Below are 14,128 nucleotides of genomic sequence, written 5' to 3'. Positions count from 1 at the left end.
TAATTTTAATTAAAAATCAAATATTGATTCACCATTTCCAATTTCATCATCCGTCACCATCATATTAGACGATTTAGTTTGATGCTTCATTGTTTGTGGAACTTTACCACCCATCGCTTCAATTTCTGCAGCAGTAATCGCTGAATGATTTGAAGGCTTATTTGAAAACGAAGATTCAGAAGTTACAATATTAGTAAAATCATGTTTTGATTTTTTAGAAGGTCGTTTTGAAACATCGGAATAAAGAGATGTTAAAGTATGAATCGCATACATATGCTTTTCAAACTGTTGTTCATCTTGAGCTTCATCTGCTTGCACTAATTCTTGTTCTATAAGTTGAATTAATTGTTCTTTGTTCAATTAAGATTCCCCACTTTCACACCATTGTATTGGCGTTTTACCTTTAGATTCTAAATAATCATTTGTACGAGAATAAGGTTTAGACCCAAAGAAACCTCGATAAGCAGATAATGGACTTGGATGAACAGATTTAATGATATGATGCTTTGCTGTATCAATTAATTTTATCTTTTGCTGCGCAGGTTTTCCCCATAAGATAAAGACAACATCTTCGCGATAATCTGAAATAGCTTTAATGACTTCATCTGTAAATATTTCCCATCCAATGTCCTTATGGGAATGTGCTTCACCTTTACGTACAGTTAATACAGTATTTAATAACAGAACACCTTCACGTGCCCAGTCCTGTAGATGTGGAGAAGTTCTATGACAGCCGATATCATCTTCTAATTCTTGATACATATTTCTTAAAGATGGTGGGAATTTAGCATTGGGTTGAACTGAAAATGCTAACCCATGTGCTTGGTTAGGTCCATGATATGGATCTTGACCCAAAATAACAACTTTAATATCTTCAAATGGTGTTAAATCAAAAGCTTGATAAATATTTTCTCTATCTGGATAGACGATTTGTGTCGTATATTCTTTTTCTAAAAAATCATGCATTGCTTTAAAATCATGTTTTGTTGTAATGTCATGAAAAATGTCTGACCATTCCATCGTTTTCACCTCACTTCTATTTTAACATATGACCCCTTTGGAACGTGATATAAATCGCCTTACTATCTTCATGCTAGAACAATAGTTGAGTTACATGATATGATAAATAAAGATGTAAATAATTGACAGGAGTGATAATACATGGCATTAAAAAAAGTATTAACAATTGCCGGTTCTGATACAAGCGCTGGCGCAGGTATGCAAGCCGACCTTAAAACATTTCAAGAACTAAACACTTACGGTATGGTGGCTTTAACAGCTGTTGTAACAATGGACAAAGAAACTTGGTCTCACGATGTGACACCACTTCCAATGGATGTATTCGAAAAACAATTAGAAACAGTCATTTCAATTGGTCCAGATGCTGTTAAAACAGGTATGCTTGGAACTGAAGAAATCATTAAACGTGCTGGCGAAGCATTTGAACAATCAGGTGCAAAATATTTCGTAGTAGATCCAGTTATGGTATGTAAAGGGGAAGACGAAGTACTTAACCCAGGAAATACAGATGCAATGATTAAATATTTATTACCTAAAGCAACGGTCGTAACACCTAATTTATTTGAAGCTGGTCAATTATCTGGATTAGGTAAATTAACGTCAATTGAAGATATGAAAAAAGCTGCAAAAATCATTTATGATCAAGGTGCTCAACATATTATTATTAAAGGTGGTAAAGCATTAGATCAAGATAAATCTTATGACTTATATTATGATGGTCAAACATATTATCAATTAACAACTGATATGTTCCAACAAAGTTATAACCACGGTGCAGGTTGTACATTTGCAGCAGCTACAACAGCTTACTTGGCAAATGGTAAATCACCTAAAGAAGCTGTTATTAGCGCTAAAGCATTTGTGGCATCAGCAATTAAAAATGGTTGGAAAATGAATGACTTTGTAGGCCCAGTTGATCACGGCGCATACAACCGCGTAGAACACATCGACGTCGACGTCAAAGAAGTTTAAAGAAGTACTGCATTTTTGAAAAAAATGCTAGTACTTCTTATGCAAAAGACACTAGTCTTTTGTAATCCTTAATTAGATTTCATTGTCCTTCCCCGACGCCCCAACTTGCGTTGATCGTTGATTTTCATTTTGAAAGTCTCTTTGTCGGGGCCCCAGCATTAGAGTTGAAAGAAGCTAATCAGCGCACTTTCAATTCAATCAGCTACTGTCTGTACTGCATTTTTGAAAAAAATGCTATTACTTCTTATGCAAAAGACACTAGTCTTTTGTAATCCTTAATTAGATTTCATTGTCCTTCCCCGACGCCCCAACTCGCGTTCATCGTTGACTTTCTTTTTGAAAGTCTCTTTGTCGGGGCCCCAGCATTAGAGTTGAAAGAAGCTAATCAGCGCACTTTCAATTCAATCAGCTACTGTCTATGCTGTATTTTTTAAAGAAATATAAGCACTTCTAAAGCTTTTAATCTTGTGTATAATAGTTTGGTCACACTAAGATTAAAAGCTTTTCTTATATCTTCTAGGCATTTAGTCGTAGTATGCTCTACACAGTCCGTTGCAATAAAAGTTAGTACCATAGACTCATGTTTTTTATAATCAAATCCATTACTATATTAAGTGTAGAGAGACAAAGGAGGAATTAACAACATGATTATCTACAAGCAAAATATAGAAAACGGTATCCCAATATACGAAATCATTACAAAGACCTTCAAGACGATTACGGTAAAATTCGATGAAACGTTTAGTAAAAATGACATCTATAAATTGCTCTCTCTACTAGAAAGTGACGTTGATAACATGAATTAAGTTATTCATCACATTTCAAAAATTAAAAAGTGTTTTTCGTAATTGAATACGAAAACAAACGAATATTTCAAAATCTTTTTTAAAGTTAAGATGCCCCTAATACTCAAAACTTTAAAAGGTCATTAATTATTCAAAAGCTCACCCTAATAAAATAGCGTTAATGTTAGCCAAGAATGTCCCCTTTTGGAAACTTAGAGAGAAACTTTAAGTTATACTAACATTAACGCTATATCTTTATAATATTGTTTCTTTTTTAACACCTATGATGGGTTATCAACGATTAAATAAATAATTATAAATCAGTATGATTACTTTTTTTAGTAATAACTATTTTTTCTTCACCATTTAAACCAAAGACGTTTATTTCATTATGACTCACTTTTTTGAAGGTCACTTCTTCATCTATATCTATAGTCCTTTTATACTTAACATTAAATTGTGTCCACTCTATTTGAAAATACGCTAATACACAATCCACTACCAGTTGACCAGGAACAATGGTTGAATGAAGCTCATTTTTATCATTAACAAGTCGAAGGTAATGACTTACTTTATCATGACTAAACTTCATCATTTACCTCCTTTTTTATAAATGTTTGCCTAATAAATATACATTGTCTATTATCTTTATATATTTTTAAATCGTAGATATATTGGATATATGTTTTAAACTTTTTCGTACTTTTATGTGTTAAGTACCCCTCATATTTTAGCCTACATTTTAATGATTCAAATTCTTCACATGTTGTTCGCACAAGAAGAATATTTTCTTGTTGAAACTTTTGGAACAACTTAAATTTTGGCCAAACGTTTGCACACATGAGTGAAGGCACCACACCTTTATACGTTCTTTCAACTACTTCGCAATACGCTCTTACTTCTTGTTCATTAAAATATATTTCTATTTTCTCACAAGCTCCATCGTTCGAAGAGTATCGCATTCCCCATTCCTCCTCCAATCCCCATCGTAGCAACTCCCCGCTTCCAATGTGTCATATTTAATAACCTAGTGATTAATGCTACGCCACTTGCGCTATAAGGATGACCAGACGCAATGGCTCCCCCCCACTGATTGACTTGATTAATATTTAATTTTAACTCTTGAATTGAAGCTAAAACTTGTGAACTAAATGCCTCATTAAGTTCTATTGCATCAATGTCACTTATTTTTAAATTTTGTTTTTTTAGTAATTTTGTTACAGCAGGTACTGGTCCAATACCTAGTCGTTTCGGATTGACACCTATTGTCACTGCATCTGTAAACATCATTCCCTCTGATATTCCGTATTGTAATGCCGTTTCTTGATTCATAACGAGTGCAAGCGCAGCGCCGTCATTTTTCATACAACTATTTCCAACCGTTACTGTTCCGTTAGCTAGTAAAGGACGTAATCGATTTAATCGTTGTTCAGTAAGTGTTGGCTTAATACTTTCATCTTTATCAAATAAATGACCTTTGATGTTTAAAGATACAATTTCATTACTTATACTTCCATTCTTATAATATTGATGTGTGAGATGATGACTACGTATCGCAAAGGCATCTTGTTGTTTACGCGTAATATGATAATATTGCGCAACATTTTCAGCTGCCTCTATCATACTTGGATCTTGACCTTTTGGTGCAAAAGAGGCACGCTCATAAAATTCTGGTAATTGTGTATCATACACTGATTGAGGGCGTTTAATCTTCCAAGGAGCACGACTCGTGCTTTCTACTCCTCCAGCTATATAAATATGACCTGCACCAGCTTGAACCATTCGACATGCATATATAATACTTTCTAACCCTGACCCACATTGACGGTCCATTGTAACACCTGGAATACTCTCAGCTAGACCTGCTTCTAATAAGGCTTTACGAGCAATATTTCCACCATTACCTACGATATTTCCAATCACTACATCATCTATATCAGGTATTATTTTAGGAAAAATTGAATTCATTTCTTCAAATAAGGGCATGAGTAATGTTTCAGGTTCTAAATGTTTCAATTCCCCACCATATTTGCCAAAAGGTGTACGCTTCGCCCATACAATAACCGGTTGGTTCATAATTTAAAGTCTCCTTTTACATAGGCAGTACGCATTTTATTTCGAGCAACTTTGCCACTTTGGGTATATTGCATACTGTCTACTTTTATAAATTTGGAAGGTACATCATATCGTGATAGAACTTTCATAATATGTTGTCTCACAGTTTGGTACTCAAGTTCTATCGATCCTGTATATAGTAAAACCGCTATTTCCCCAAAACGTGGATGCGGTTCTCCTATAACAATTGCTTCTTCTACTCCATCAATATTTTTTATCATTTGTTCAATAACTTGAGGATAAACATTTTTACCTCCAATAATTAATCGTTCATTTTGACGACTCACTAAATATAATTGATTATCTTTAATATAAGCGTAATCGCCTGTTTTAATCCATGTTTCAGGTAATACGACAGATTGATTTACATATCCAGAGAATATCATATTACTTTTTACATTTAATAACCCTATATGATTCTTGTCTTTTTCCTCTAAACCAATCGTTACATTTTGAAATATGTATCCCACTGAATCAACAGAAGCTTTACGGTTAATGTTATAACTAATAAAACTTGCTTCTGACGTTCCAAAAAATTCAATAATATTAGCATGCTGAAATGTTTCGGCTATACGCTTAAACAACGAAGAAGAGAGTTTCGCCCCACTACTTAAAATAGTCGTTAAATGTAGGTGATCGTGATTTATTTTTGTTATTGCATGTAGCATTGTTGGAACAAGAAATAATGCACTATTTGTTGTTTGTTGTTTCATTTTGCTAACGAGCTTAGTCGCATTAAAACGGGTTTGTCCAATAAATGTTCTCCCTGTATATAACGCATAAATACAAGTGTATAAAGACAATGAATGTGCAAGTGGTCCCGGTGCTACAAGTATGTTTTCTTTATGACGAAGTAGCTTTTCATTTTCTTTGTATGACGCAAGCCAAGATGGTTCATTTCGATAATATGCTTTAGGTAACCCTGTTGTCCCAGATGTAAAACCAATATGTAATAGTTGATGGACTTGTGACTGCTCATTTAAATATGTTGGATATGTTTCAGAAGACGTTGTCTTTATCAGTCTATGCTGTTCATCAACAAGATAGTCAATATGATACGTTTCAATCAGTTGATGAATTGTTACTTCAGACCATTGATCATCTAAAAAACATGGAATACTTCCTTGCTCTAATATTGCAAAATAATTCAACATATTATGTAAAGGACTTTTACTTAACAATCCTACTCGGGACCCTTTCGGTAAATGCATGAAGACTGATTTTAATTGCTGTATTGCTGTATAAAGTTCTTGATATGTCAATACATCTTCTTCGAACGATAGTGCAATCATATCTGGTTGTTCTACTGAATAGTGATTTAATTTATTTAGTATTTCTAACATATGACCCTCTCTGAATGTTAACTGAATTAATTATTATATTAACATTATATGAAAAATAACACATAAAAAAATCACTCTAACTATTAGTTCTTTTAACTAACAATTAGAGTGTTTTTTCATCAAAGCGGTATATCGTAATAATAATGTTGGTCATAACCTTTTTTAATAGTTTCAATTGAACCGTATTGTTTAAGCATTTGACTACAATGTTTAAACTCATCTTCAGTTAAAAAACGTGGTTGCCAAAATGTTTCTTTATTATTGCTATAAATTGGATAAAGTTTCAAGGATAAGTCATTTTCAGGAGTGATAGTAAGACGTGCAATAAAACTGTATGGAGGTACAAAACGTTGATTATATTCTCCATTACTATTGAATATTCCATTGCCGATACTATACACCACAGTAGTTCGATTAATTTTCTCAATACTTTGCATCATATGTGCACCGTGACCAATAATTAAATCTGCTCCCGCTTCTTCCAATAACTGTGCATATTCACGTTGTTTTATCTGAACTTTACCAAAATCGACACCCCAGTGAGCAATAACAATCACTTTAGCACCTTCTTCTTTCACTTTAGAAATTTGCTTATACAAAGAAGGATTGATACAAGCAACACCAGGTTTATTTCCTATTGCATAAAAATCGTATTCTCTATACATAGGACGTCGATACCAATATGCATTAAATATTGTATATTTTTGACCATTATAGTTAAGTACAAAAGGTTTTTCTGCTTCTTCTTGAGTATTTCCAGCACCTATTGTATATATGTTCTCTGTTTCAAACTGTTTAATTGTTCGATTTAACCCTTCTATGTTGCAGTCCATTAAATGATTATTAGCAAGCGTGGCTAAATGAATATATTCTTTTTTTAAAGCACGAGCTGTTTCTTCCTCAGAAGCATGTAAAACATAAGGTTTACGCTGTCTTAAATAAGCATTATCATCATCAGAAATAGCTGCCTCAAAATTACATATGTTAAGATCTCCTGTTTTTAAGAAATCACGAATACCATCGAAACTGTAATATCGACCTTTAGATGTTAATGCATCATCGATATCTTTTGCTTGACGTTTTCGAGTATAATATTCACCAAAATAAGTATCCCCAATAATGTTCATTTCAAATGGTGATTTCCGTTTCTTACGAATCGAATCACGTTTAGTATGTTTAGGCTTACCCTGTGTCACTTGCATAATTGAATTATAAATTAATTCATCTCTATGAAACGCATTTTTAGCACCTAACACGACCGTAATATATTCTTCACCATTTATTTTAGACAGTACTGTACCGATAGAGTGATTTTGACCGTAGAAGAAACCATGTGTAATCATTCCATAATTAAACAAATTAGATTCAGATTTATAAAACTTATCTTTGAACACATAATTATTCTTTGTTAGCATATCTTTAATAAAGGGATATTTGTTAAATAATAATTTACTTGCTAAATATAAATCATTCAAACTTAATTCTTGTATCTTATTACTTATTCTTCTTCCCGTTATATTCAGTGCACTTCTCGGATTTGCCCCTATTTCTTTAGTAGTTTCTTTTATATATTTCAAACTATCACTATTACTACCTATAACTGTATTTGCTAGCATTAAAATAGCATTCGGTGAGGAAGTAACAATAGCTGAAGTCAATAGTTGATTTAAAGTAATTTCATCTTTTTTATTTAATGGAATTGATCTTGGATTTTTACTTTCTCTAATTGCTTGTTTGTCAGGCTTATATATATCACTAAGTGATAATTGTTTTGAGAAAATTAAATCAAGAATATGATGAATAATTAAAACACCACCTAATCCTTGGTTTTGAATTACATCTTGATTCCCGATATAAGAAACTTTCTCATTTGTTTTTACACTAAAAGTTGCTACTCCATAACCTTTACTAGAAACTTTATGCGCATTAACTTTATGGGTAGCATTTGAATTAGCATATAAAATAAGATGTTTTTTTACATTTTTAAAATTACTATTTCTTACTGATCCTTTAATTAATATCAAATCATCATCTTCTATAATATTAGCAACTTCGTATGCTAGTAGCTCTGCACTTTCATAATATCCACCTATCATACGTTTAGGTAATTTTTTCATAGTATACTTCATTTCTTTACCATGCCCATAAACTAAATCAATATTTGAATTAATTAGTTCTTCCGCAATAAGCTCATGCTGGCGTTTTGCTTCTTTTTCATTCTTATTTAATCCAATTATTCTACCTAAAATCGCAATAGTTTTACCTTTATAAAAACGAGATTTAGTTTTTAAAACTTTAATACCTTCAAGCATTGATATTCCCATTGCATTCCATGAATCATTAATTAACGTATATGTAACACCATTATTTTTTTTGTAATGCTCAAAATTTTGTACACCATTGTTAGGTTGATAATTTTCTAATTTGTACATAATACTTTCAAGTGGGATATCTAATAATTTTATTATCGTCAAAACACCAATAATATTCTCAATCATTGCTTTACCAGATAGAAACGTGTTAAATGATACTGGTTCACCTAATATAGAAGCTTCAACATGAGTATAGTCTTTATACTCCTCAAACCTTTCAATAATCGAGTCTGACTCATTATTAAAACCATAAGTCACTATATTCTTATTATATTTTTCTATCGCATTTTTAACAGTGAAATATTCATTCATATCTCTATTTAATATTACTTTCCCATTATGATGCATACCTTCAGCGATTTTAGACTTTAGAATAGCTGTTTCATATGGTGTTTTATTTTGTCCACCATCTATTGAAGTTATTAATGCTAAATCTGGAATATATGTTTTGGCTATTCCTCCGCTTTTCATCCATAAACTCGATATTGCCATTTCAAGAACTAAATAATCAGGATTGTTAATCGCATTAGCAACCGTAAGAGGCACTCCAGTTCTTGTGTTATGGTTCCCTCTAGTAGAATTAACTGTATGATTTACTTCTAACAATTCATTTAGTAAAGTTTTACATGTGGATTTACCAGCGGTGCCAGTAATTCCTATCATTTTTCCTTTAAATAAGAAAAATGAAAATTCCCCTAATTTTTTAATGGCACTATAGGTATTTTTCATAATAAATTGTGGGATATCTTCATCTAAATATTCAATCGGTTTACTGGCTATCACGCCACTCATAAAATATTTGTATTCTTCTAAATTTTTATGAGTATCTTCCCATCCAGCATAAATGCCAGTATTTCCTGATCCTTTATGCCACGTTTCTGAATCCATAGCTATAAATAAAGTTTTATAACCTTTTTGATGATATCTTTTCATTTGTTGTTTATTAATATCTATATTATCAACATACCAGTCTTCTTTTGGTTCTCGATACCAGTAACCTTCTAGTAATTGTTCAATTTGTTCTTTATCATAAACCATAAGTTCTCTCCTATTTAAATTTTACAATTTTATTTATAATAAAATACCAAAATAATACTGTTTATCATGTTGCATTGATACGTTAGGTAATGTTCCAAATTTTTTTAGTAGAGTATAACAATGATTAAATTCTCTTTCATCAACAAATCTTGGTTGCCATAGTGTTGCATGATTATTCGTATAAATCGGATAAAGTTTCAATTCAATTGTATGATTAGGGTTCACATTAACTTGCGGTATTAAACTATACGGGTGTTGTATAGTTTCTCTTGTATCATCATCACTATTAAAAATACTCACACCTATATCATAAAGCACTGTTGTTTGGTTTATTTGTTCAATACCTTTCATATTACGACCACCATGTCCAATGATAATATCTGCACCTGCTTTACTTAATCGTTGAGCAAGAATACGTTGTCTTATATCGTTTTCCTTAGTCTGAGTTTTTACTCCCCAATGAGCAATAACAATGATTTTGGTTGCTTCATCTTCTCTTTTTGCTATGCTCATCCGCTCATAGATAAATGGATTTAAACATGCAATACCACTCTCATTTATTATAGCATAACGACTAAAAAACAATAATTATCAGACTGATAAAAATGCGCATTAAAAATCATATACCTTTGATTATTAACATAAATAACGAATGGGTTTTCAGCATTAATTTGTTTATTTCCTGCACCAATACTATAAATATCATACGCCTCTAATAACTCTAATGTACGATTCAATCCTTCTTCGTCACTATCCATTATATGTGGACTTGCTAATGAAACTAAATCAATATCCTCTTGTTTTAATATTTCAGACGTATTTTTTCATTAGAATATCTTACATCTTTTAAATGCTGCTCTAAGCATGTGTTTTCAATATTAAATATTGATGATTCTAACATACATATATTGAAGTCCGCTTCTTCTAGTAATGGTCTAATCTCCTTAAAACTATGCGATGGCGTCCCATGTATTAAAAAGTTATTTAAACTTTCATCATTTGTACGATTCACATATGAATCACTAAAATAAGTATTGTCTAATAAATTATTTTATAAGTCGATTTTCTTATTTTTCTAATATTTTCTAATTTTGTTTTTTGAATATCAGAATTCATTATTTTAGATAATGTTTGATATATCATAGCATCTCTATGGAATGCACTTCTAACTCCTAAAGCAACAGTAATATAGGTTTCTCCATTAATTTTTGAACGAACAATACTAATAGAATCATTGACACCATAGAATAATCCATGCGTAATTAATCCATAATCATATAAATTACTTTTTGTTCTATATATGCTATCTTTAAATGTATAACTAGAAAGAGATAGCATATTTCTTACAGCTGGACAATTCGTAAACAACAAGTTACCTATCATAAACAAGTTATCTAAAGTTAATTTCTGAAGTCTACCTTCTACCGGTTCACCAGTAATATTTTCTGCAATAGAACTGTTTATACCTAAATCATTTACTATGCTTTTAACCATTTTCAAACTATTTTCACTAGACCCTAATACACTATTTGCCAACATAATTAATGCATTAGAAGCGTCATTAATGATTGCTGCTGATAAAAGTAAAAGGTGTTCCAAAATAACTTCATCATTTTTTAAGCGGAATAGCATTTTTTAGTTGGCTTGCAGTAATCGCTTCATTATCTGGTGTGAAGGTTTGACTTCGGTGTGATTTTTCAGCAAATAATAAGTTTAAAACACGATGCATAATTAATAAACTATCTGCACCTTGATTTTGAGTCACATATTGATTACCATATTGAGCAACCTTTCTTCCTACTTTCATATTAAAAGTCGTTGCACCATATCCCTCACTAGGAGGCATAACATCTTTAATATTTAAAGATTCAATAGGCTGTGCCGCATATTTAATAATTAAATCTTGTAATAATGACCATTCTTTTGAAGACTCATTACCTTTAATTAAAATATTATCCTCATTTTTTAAAATAGCTGCTGTTACTTGTGCCAATTGATTAACAGATGTATATACTCCTAATACTTTTATTTCAGACAAATGTTTTAAGCAGTATGACATTTTCTCCCCAAATCCAATGACTAAATCAATATCAGCTTGAAGTATTTCTCCTGCTAATACTTGATATTAACTCTCTTCATTTTTCATAGTTAGTCCGGAAATACCCCCAATAATGACAATAGTTCTCCATTTGAAATAATACGTTGTTTATGTAACGTGCTTAATAAATCAACCATTCCCTCTATAGTTGGTAGAGCATCGCTGTCTACAATATTATAAATATCTCCATTAAATGTGTTGTACTGAGTAGCTTGTTGATGATCTTCTAATGGTATAAAATTTTTCAAATGATTTACTACCATATAAAGAGGTATATGATATTTTTAGAGTGGCAAGTCCACTAAGTATGTACCGTAAATTATCTAGACCGCTAGTTTAGTTTGAAAATCTAAATTTTCTCCTATAATCTTTGCTTTAATTTGTGAATGTTCTCCTAACTGTCTATTTCTCATGCTAAAAACATCTGAATTAGGAATAATTCCATAAGTAATTTTATTTAATTTTAATCTTTCTATTTTAGAATAAATTTTTTCAACACCGTCACTATCACCATCTAAAACAACAATGCTATCAACAAACGTATTTTCAAGGAGTCAAGTATATAATTCTACATTATTATCTATTGTTTGATTTTTTATTTCTTCTATAGAAGAAATAATAGCAATATCTGGAATATACTTATCAAATTACTATGTATTTGCTATTAATGCACGATTGCTTGCATTAGAAGTAATATACTCTGTGTGTTCAGATGCGCTTGCTAAAGCTATTAACATGTTAAGACTTACAAGCTCTTTTTTTCTTAATTACTATTTGATTCTTATTTTTTAATAGTAGTTCTTCAAATAATGCATTAATCATATAAACACCCTTATTATTCGTACCAACAGTAGCGATTAAAGTAGTATCAGACGTATCATATGAAGTAAGTGCTAATTTATTTAGTGCATCATAAGTATCTTGTACCATAAATTGAAGAATGTCTTCGTTAAGCTAAGGAATTGGAGTTTTTACGATAATACCTAAAATATATGGCAAAACATGTAAAATGGTATTATGCGTATCACTTCAATCTTCTGTATTTTTGATATGCGTATTCCAAGTATCATTATCTATTGCAATAAATAATAATTGTCGTTGATGACGATAATCTTCACGTGCTTAATCATAACTTGCTACAACATTATTAACTTGCCAGCTTTCTGAAGGTTCATTAACCCAATGACCTTCTAATATCTCCTCAATACGCTTTTTATTAAACACTATCATAAAACTCCTACCTTATAAAATTAAAATGTGTCATTAATATTTAATGTAATTAGTATATTTTAACATAATATGTATTATGTTATGGTTAATTTTATTAAAATGATACACAAAAATAGGGATTTCTAAATTAGAAATCCCTACTCTCTTAATCATACTAATTTATTCTAAATTAGCATGATTGTCTTGCATTGCTTCTTCATTAATATTAAAGGCATCCATTAATCCAATCACGACACTATCTAAAAAGATGAGTGAAGATTGTTCAAATAGACTACCTAACGGCTGTTCAGAGCCTTCTGCTTCATGTTTCGTTCCTGCAGGTAAAGTAATCACTGTATCAGCGACATCGCCAATTTTAGATTCTGTTTTAGTTGTTATTAAAGCAATTTTAGCACCAACTGAATGTGCCTTTTCAGCTAATAATCTTAAGTGCTCTGTTGATCCAGAACCGGAAATAATAATTAATAAATCATGCTCTTTAATAGATGGCGTTGTTGCTTCACCTATTGCAGATGCATCTTTTCCTAGTTGATTCAAACGCATTGCAAAGCTATTAGCAACATATCCAGAGCGACCTTTACCAGCTGTAAAGATACGAGATGCGCCAACCACTTCATTTGCAAAACGTCCATAATCATTATCCTCTAGATGTGATAACGTGTTATCTATTTCTTCAAGAATTAAATGATAATTGTTAAAAGTTGGCATTTTATTTACCTTCAATCGCTTCACGACATTGTTTAGCTGCTTCTACAGGATCATCTGCATTAGCAATACCGCCACCAACAATAACTAAGTCAGGTTCTTCTGCTACAATTTCTTTAATTGTCTCAGGTTTAATACCACCAGCTACGGCTACTTTAGAATTTTTAATGACTGATTTAACTGTACGTAAGCTTTCTAATGGAGATTGTCCTTCAGCTTGTAAATCATAACCAGTATGAACAGCGATATAATCAGCGCCCATTTCATCTAATTCTTTCGCACGTTTTTCTAAATCTTGTACAGCAATCATATCAACTAACAATTGTTTACCATGTTTGTGTGCTTCTTCAACCGCACCTTTAATTGAAGCATCTTCTGCAACACCTAAGATAGTCACAACATCTGCACCAAATTTAATAGCTTGGCTTACTTCATAGTCTGCTGCATCCA

18 protein-coding genes are annotated in these 14,128 nt (G+C 31.5%); 2 read left to right on the top strand and 16 right to left on the bottom strand.

Going from position 1 to position 14,128, the window contains the following annotated elements:
• Positions 1-9 precede the first annotated feature (9 nt).
• Positions 10-360 (bottom strand): DUF5327 family protein, encoded by a 351-nt coding sequence (locus HMPREF2930_RS10780; protein ID WP_002488584.1) that lies wholly within the window; start codon positions 358-360, stop codon positions 10-12.
• Positions 361-1,020, bottom strand: coding sequence for a uracil-DNA glycosylase (locus HMPREF2930_RS10775; RefSeq protein ID WP_002488583.1), 660 nt, complete (start codon positions 1,018-1,020; stop codon positions 361-363).
• Positions 1,021-1,161: 141 nt separating this feature from the next.
• On the opposite strand from HMPREF2930_RS10775, the gene thiD reads away from it, so the two are divergent.
• Together thiD and vraX are read left to right on the top strand one after the other, a co-directional pair.
• Entirely contained in the window at positions 1,162-1,992 is an 831-nt protein-coding gene (thiD, locus tag HMPREF2930_RS10770; protein WP_002455702.1) for a bifunctional hydroxymethylpyrimidine kinase/phosphomethylpyrimidine kinase, read from the top strand.
• A gap of 644 nt (positions 1,993-2,636) precedes the next feature.
• Entirely contained in the window at positions 2,637-2,798 is a 162-nt protein-coding gene (gene vraX, locus HMPREF2930_RS11625) for a C1q-binding complement inhibitor VraX (protein ID WP_017176053.1), read from the top strand.
• 292 nt (positions 2,799-3,090) lie between these two features.
• On the opposite strand, the gene HMPREF2930_RS10765 is transcribed toward vraX, so the two are convergent.
• The 14 genes from HMPREF2930_RS10765 to HMPREF2930_RS10705 form a co-directional block, all read right to left on the bottom strand.
• A complete protein-coding gene (locus HMPREF2930_RS10765) occupies positions 3,091-3,369 on the bottom strand; it encodes a hypothetical protein (protein WP_002488040.1) in 279 nt (92 codons plus the stop codon).
• Entirely contained in the window at positions 3,359-3,739 is a 381-nt protein-coding gene (locus HMPREF2930_RS11675; RefSeq protein ID WP_017176054.1) for a hypothetical protein, read from the bottom strand. Before HMPREF2930_RS11675 ends, HMPREF2930_RS10765 begins: the two co-directional genes overlap by 11 nt.
• A complete protein-coding gene (locus tag HMPREF2930_RS10755; RefSeq protein WP_017176055.1) occupies positions 3,708-4,853 on the bottom strand; it encodes a thiolase family protein in 1,146 nt (381 codons plus the stop codon). Before HMPREF2930_RS10755 ends, HMPREF2930_RS11675 begins: the two co-directional genes overlap by 32 nt.
• Entirely contained in the window at positions 4,850-6,235 is a 1,386-nt protein-coding gene (locus HMPREF2930_RS10750; RefSeq protein WP_017176056.1) for an AMP-binding protein, read from the bottom strand. The genes HMPREF2930_RS10755 and HMPREF2930_RS10750 overlap by 4 nt, the downstream gene beginning before the upstream one ends.
• Before the next feature lie 119 nt (positions 6,236-6,354).
• Positions 6,355-9,645, bottom strand: a complete 3,291-nt coding sequence (locus HMPREF2930_RS10745; RefSeq protein WP_070597413.1) for a CapA family protein — start codon at positions 9,643-9,645, stop codon at positions 6,355-6,357.
• 33 nt (positions 9,646-9,678) lie between these two features.
• Positions 9,679-10,158, bottom strand: a complete 480-nt coding sequence (locus tag HMPREF2930_RS10740) for a CapA family protein (protein WP_017176058.1) — start codon at positions 10,156-10,158, stop codon at positions 9,679-9,681.
• A gap of 47 nt (positions 10,159-10,205) precedes the next feature.
• The gene (locus HMPREF2930_RS10735) at positions 10,206-10,403 is read right to left on the bottom strand and encodes a CapA family protein (RefSeq protein WP_017176059.1); all 198 of its coding nucleotides are present in this window, start codon (positions 10,401-10,403) and stop codon (positions 10,206-10,208) included.
• 44 nt (positions 10,404-10,447) lie between these two features.
• The gene (locus HMPREF2930_RS11470) at positions 10,448-10,657 is read right to left on the bottom strand and encodes a hypothetical protein (RefSeq protein ID WP_141744268.1); all 210 of its coding nucleotides are present in this window, start codon (positions 10,655-10,657) and stop codon (positions 10,448-10,450) included.
• Positions 10,658-10,683: 26 nt separating this feature from the next.
• Complete coding sequence (locus HMPREF2930_RS10730; RefSeq protein ID WP_141744267.1) at positions 10,684-11,277, bottom strand: hypothetical protein; 594 nt, start codon at positions 11,275-11,277, stop codon at positions 10,684-10,686.
• Positions 11,255-11,683, bottom strand: a complete 429-nt coding sequence (locus HMPREF2930_RS10725) for a hypothetical protein (protein WP_231451781.1) — start codon at positions 11,681-11,683, stop codon at positions 11,255-11,257. Before HMPREF2930_RS10725 ends, HMPREF2930_RS10730 begins: the two co-directional genes overlap by 23 nt.
• A gap of 110 nt (positions 11,684-11,793) precedes the next feature.
• The gene (locus HMPREF2930_RS10720) at positions 11,794-12,006 is read right to left on the bottom strand and encodes a hypothetical protein (RefSeq protein WP_232132837.1); all 213 of its coding nucleotides are present in this window, start codon (positions 12,004-12,006) and stop codon (positions 11,794-11,796) included.
• Positions 12,007-12,481: 475 nt separating this feature from the next.
• A complete protein-coding gene (locus tag HMPREF2930_RS10715) occupies positions 12,482-12,673 on the bottom strand; it encodes a hypothetical protein (protein ID WP_017176063.1) in 192 nt (63 codons plus the stop codon).
• A gap of 459 nt (positions 12,674-13,132) precedes the next feature.
• A complete protein-coding gene (gene hxlB, locus HMPREF2930_RS10710) occupies positions 13,133-13,681 on the bottom strand; it encodes a 6-phospho-3-hexuloisomerase (RefSeq protein ID WP_017176065.1) in 549 nt (182 codons plus the stop codon).
• A 1-nt stretch (position 13,682) separates the two neighbouring features.
• Positions 13,683-14,128 (bottom strand): orotidine 5'-phosphate decarboxylase / HUMPS family protein (locus HMPREF2930_RS10705; protein ID WP_070597411.1); only part of this gene is annotated, 446 nt, incomplete at its 5' end.

Origin of the sequence: Staphylococcus sp. HMSC068C09 (assembly GCF_001813735.1) — a bacterium.
Lineage (GTDB): Bacteria > Bacillota > Bacilli > Staphylococcales > Staphylococcaceae > Staphylococcus > Staphylococcus hominis.
Note: the sequence above shows the minus strand (reverse complement) of the source record. Positions and strands in the feature narration are given on the sequence as shown.

Excerpts from the sequence above, each read along its gene's own strand:
- HMPREF2930_RS10735 (WP_017176059.1), bottom strand. The coding sequence starts at position 10,403 with ATGGATAGTGACGAAGAAGGATTGAATCGTACATTAGAGTTATTAGAG.
- HMPREF2930_RS10740 (WP_017176058.1), bottom strand. The coding sequence starts at position 10,158 with ATGAGCATAGCAAAAAGAGAAGATGAAGCAACCAAAATCATTGTTATT.
- HMPREF2930_RS10720 (WP_232132837.1), bottom strand. The coding sequence starts at position 12,006 with ATGGTAGTAAATCATTTGAAAAATTTTATACCATTAGAAGATCATCAA.
- HMPREF2930_RS10755 (WP_017176055.1), bottom strand. The coding sequence starts at position 4,853 with ATGAACCAACCGGTTATTGTATGGGCGAAGCGTACACCTTTTGGCAAA.
- HMPREF2930_RS10745 (WP_070597413.1), bottom strand. The coding sequence starts at position 9,645 with ATGGTTTATGATAAAGAACAAATTGAACAATTACTAGAAGGTTACTGG.
- vraX (WP_017176053.1), top strand. The coding sequence starts at position 2,637 with ATGATTATCTACAAGCAAAATATAGAAAACGGTATCCCAATATACGAA.
- HMPREF2930_RS10775 (WP_002488583.1), bottom strand. The coding sequence starts at position 1,020 with ATGGAATGGTCAGACATTTTTCATGACATTACAACAAAACATGATTTT.
- hxlB (WP_017176065.1), bottom strand. The coding sequence starts at position 13,681 with ATGCCAACTTTTAACAATTATCATTTAATTCTTGAAGAAATAGATAAC.
- HMPREF2930_RS11675 (WP_017176054.1), bottom strand. The coding sequence starts at position 3,739 with ATGCGATACTCTTCGAACGATGGAGCTTGTGAGAAAATAGAAATATAT.
- HMPREF2930_RS10715 (WP_017176063.1), bottom strand. The coding sequence starts at position 12,673 with ATGGTACAAGATACTTATGATGCACTAAATAAATTAGCACTTACTTCA.
- HMPREF2930_RS10765 (WP_002488040.1), bottom strand. The coding sequence starts at position 3,369 with ATGAAGTTTAGTCATGATAAAGTAAGTCATTACCTTCGACTTGTTAAT.
- HMPREF2930_RS10730 (WP_141744267.1), bottom strand. The coding sequence starts at position 11,277 with ATGCTATTCCGCTTAAAAAATGATGAAGTTATTTTGGAACACCTTTTA.
- thiD (WP_002455702.1), top strand. The coding sequence starts at position 1,162 with ATGGCATTAAAAAAAGTATTAACAATTGCCGGTTCTGATACAAGCGCT.
- HMPREF2930_RS10750 (WP_017176056.1), bottom strand. The coding sequence starts at position 6,235 with ATGTTAGAAATACTAAATAAATTAAATCACTATTCAGTAGAACAACCA.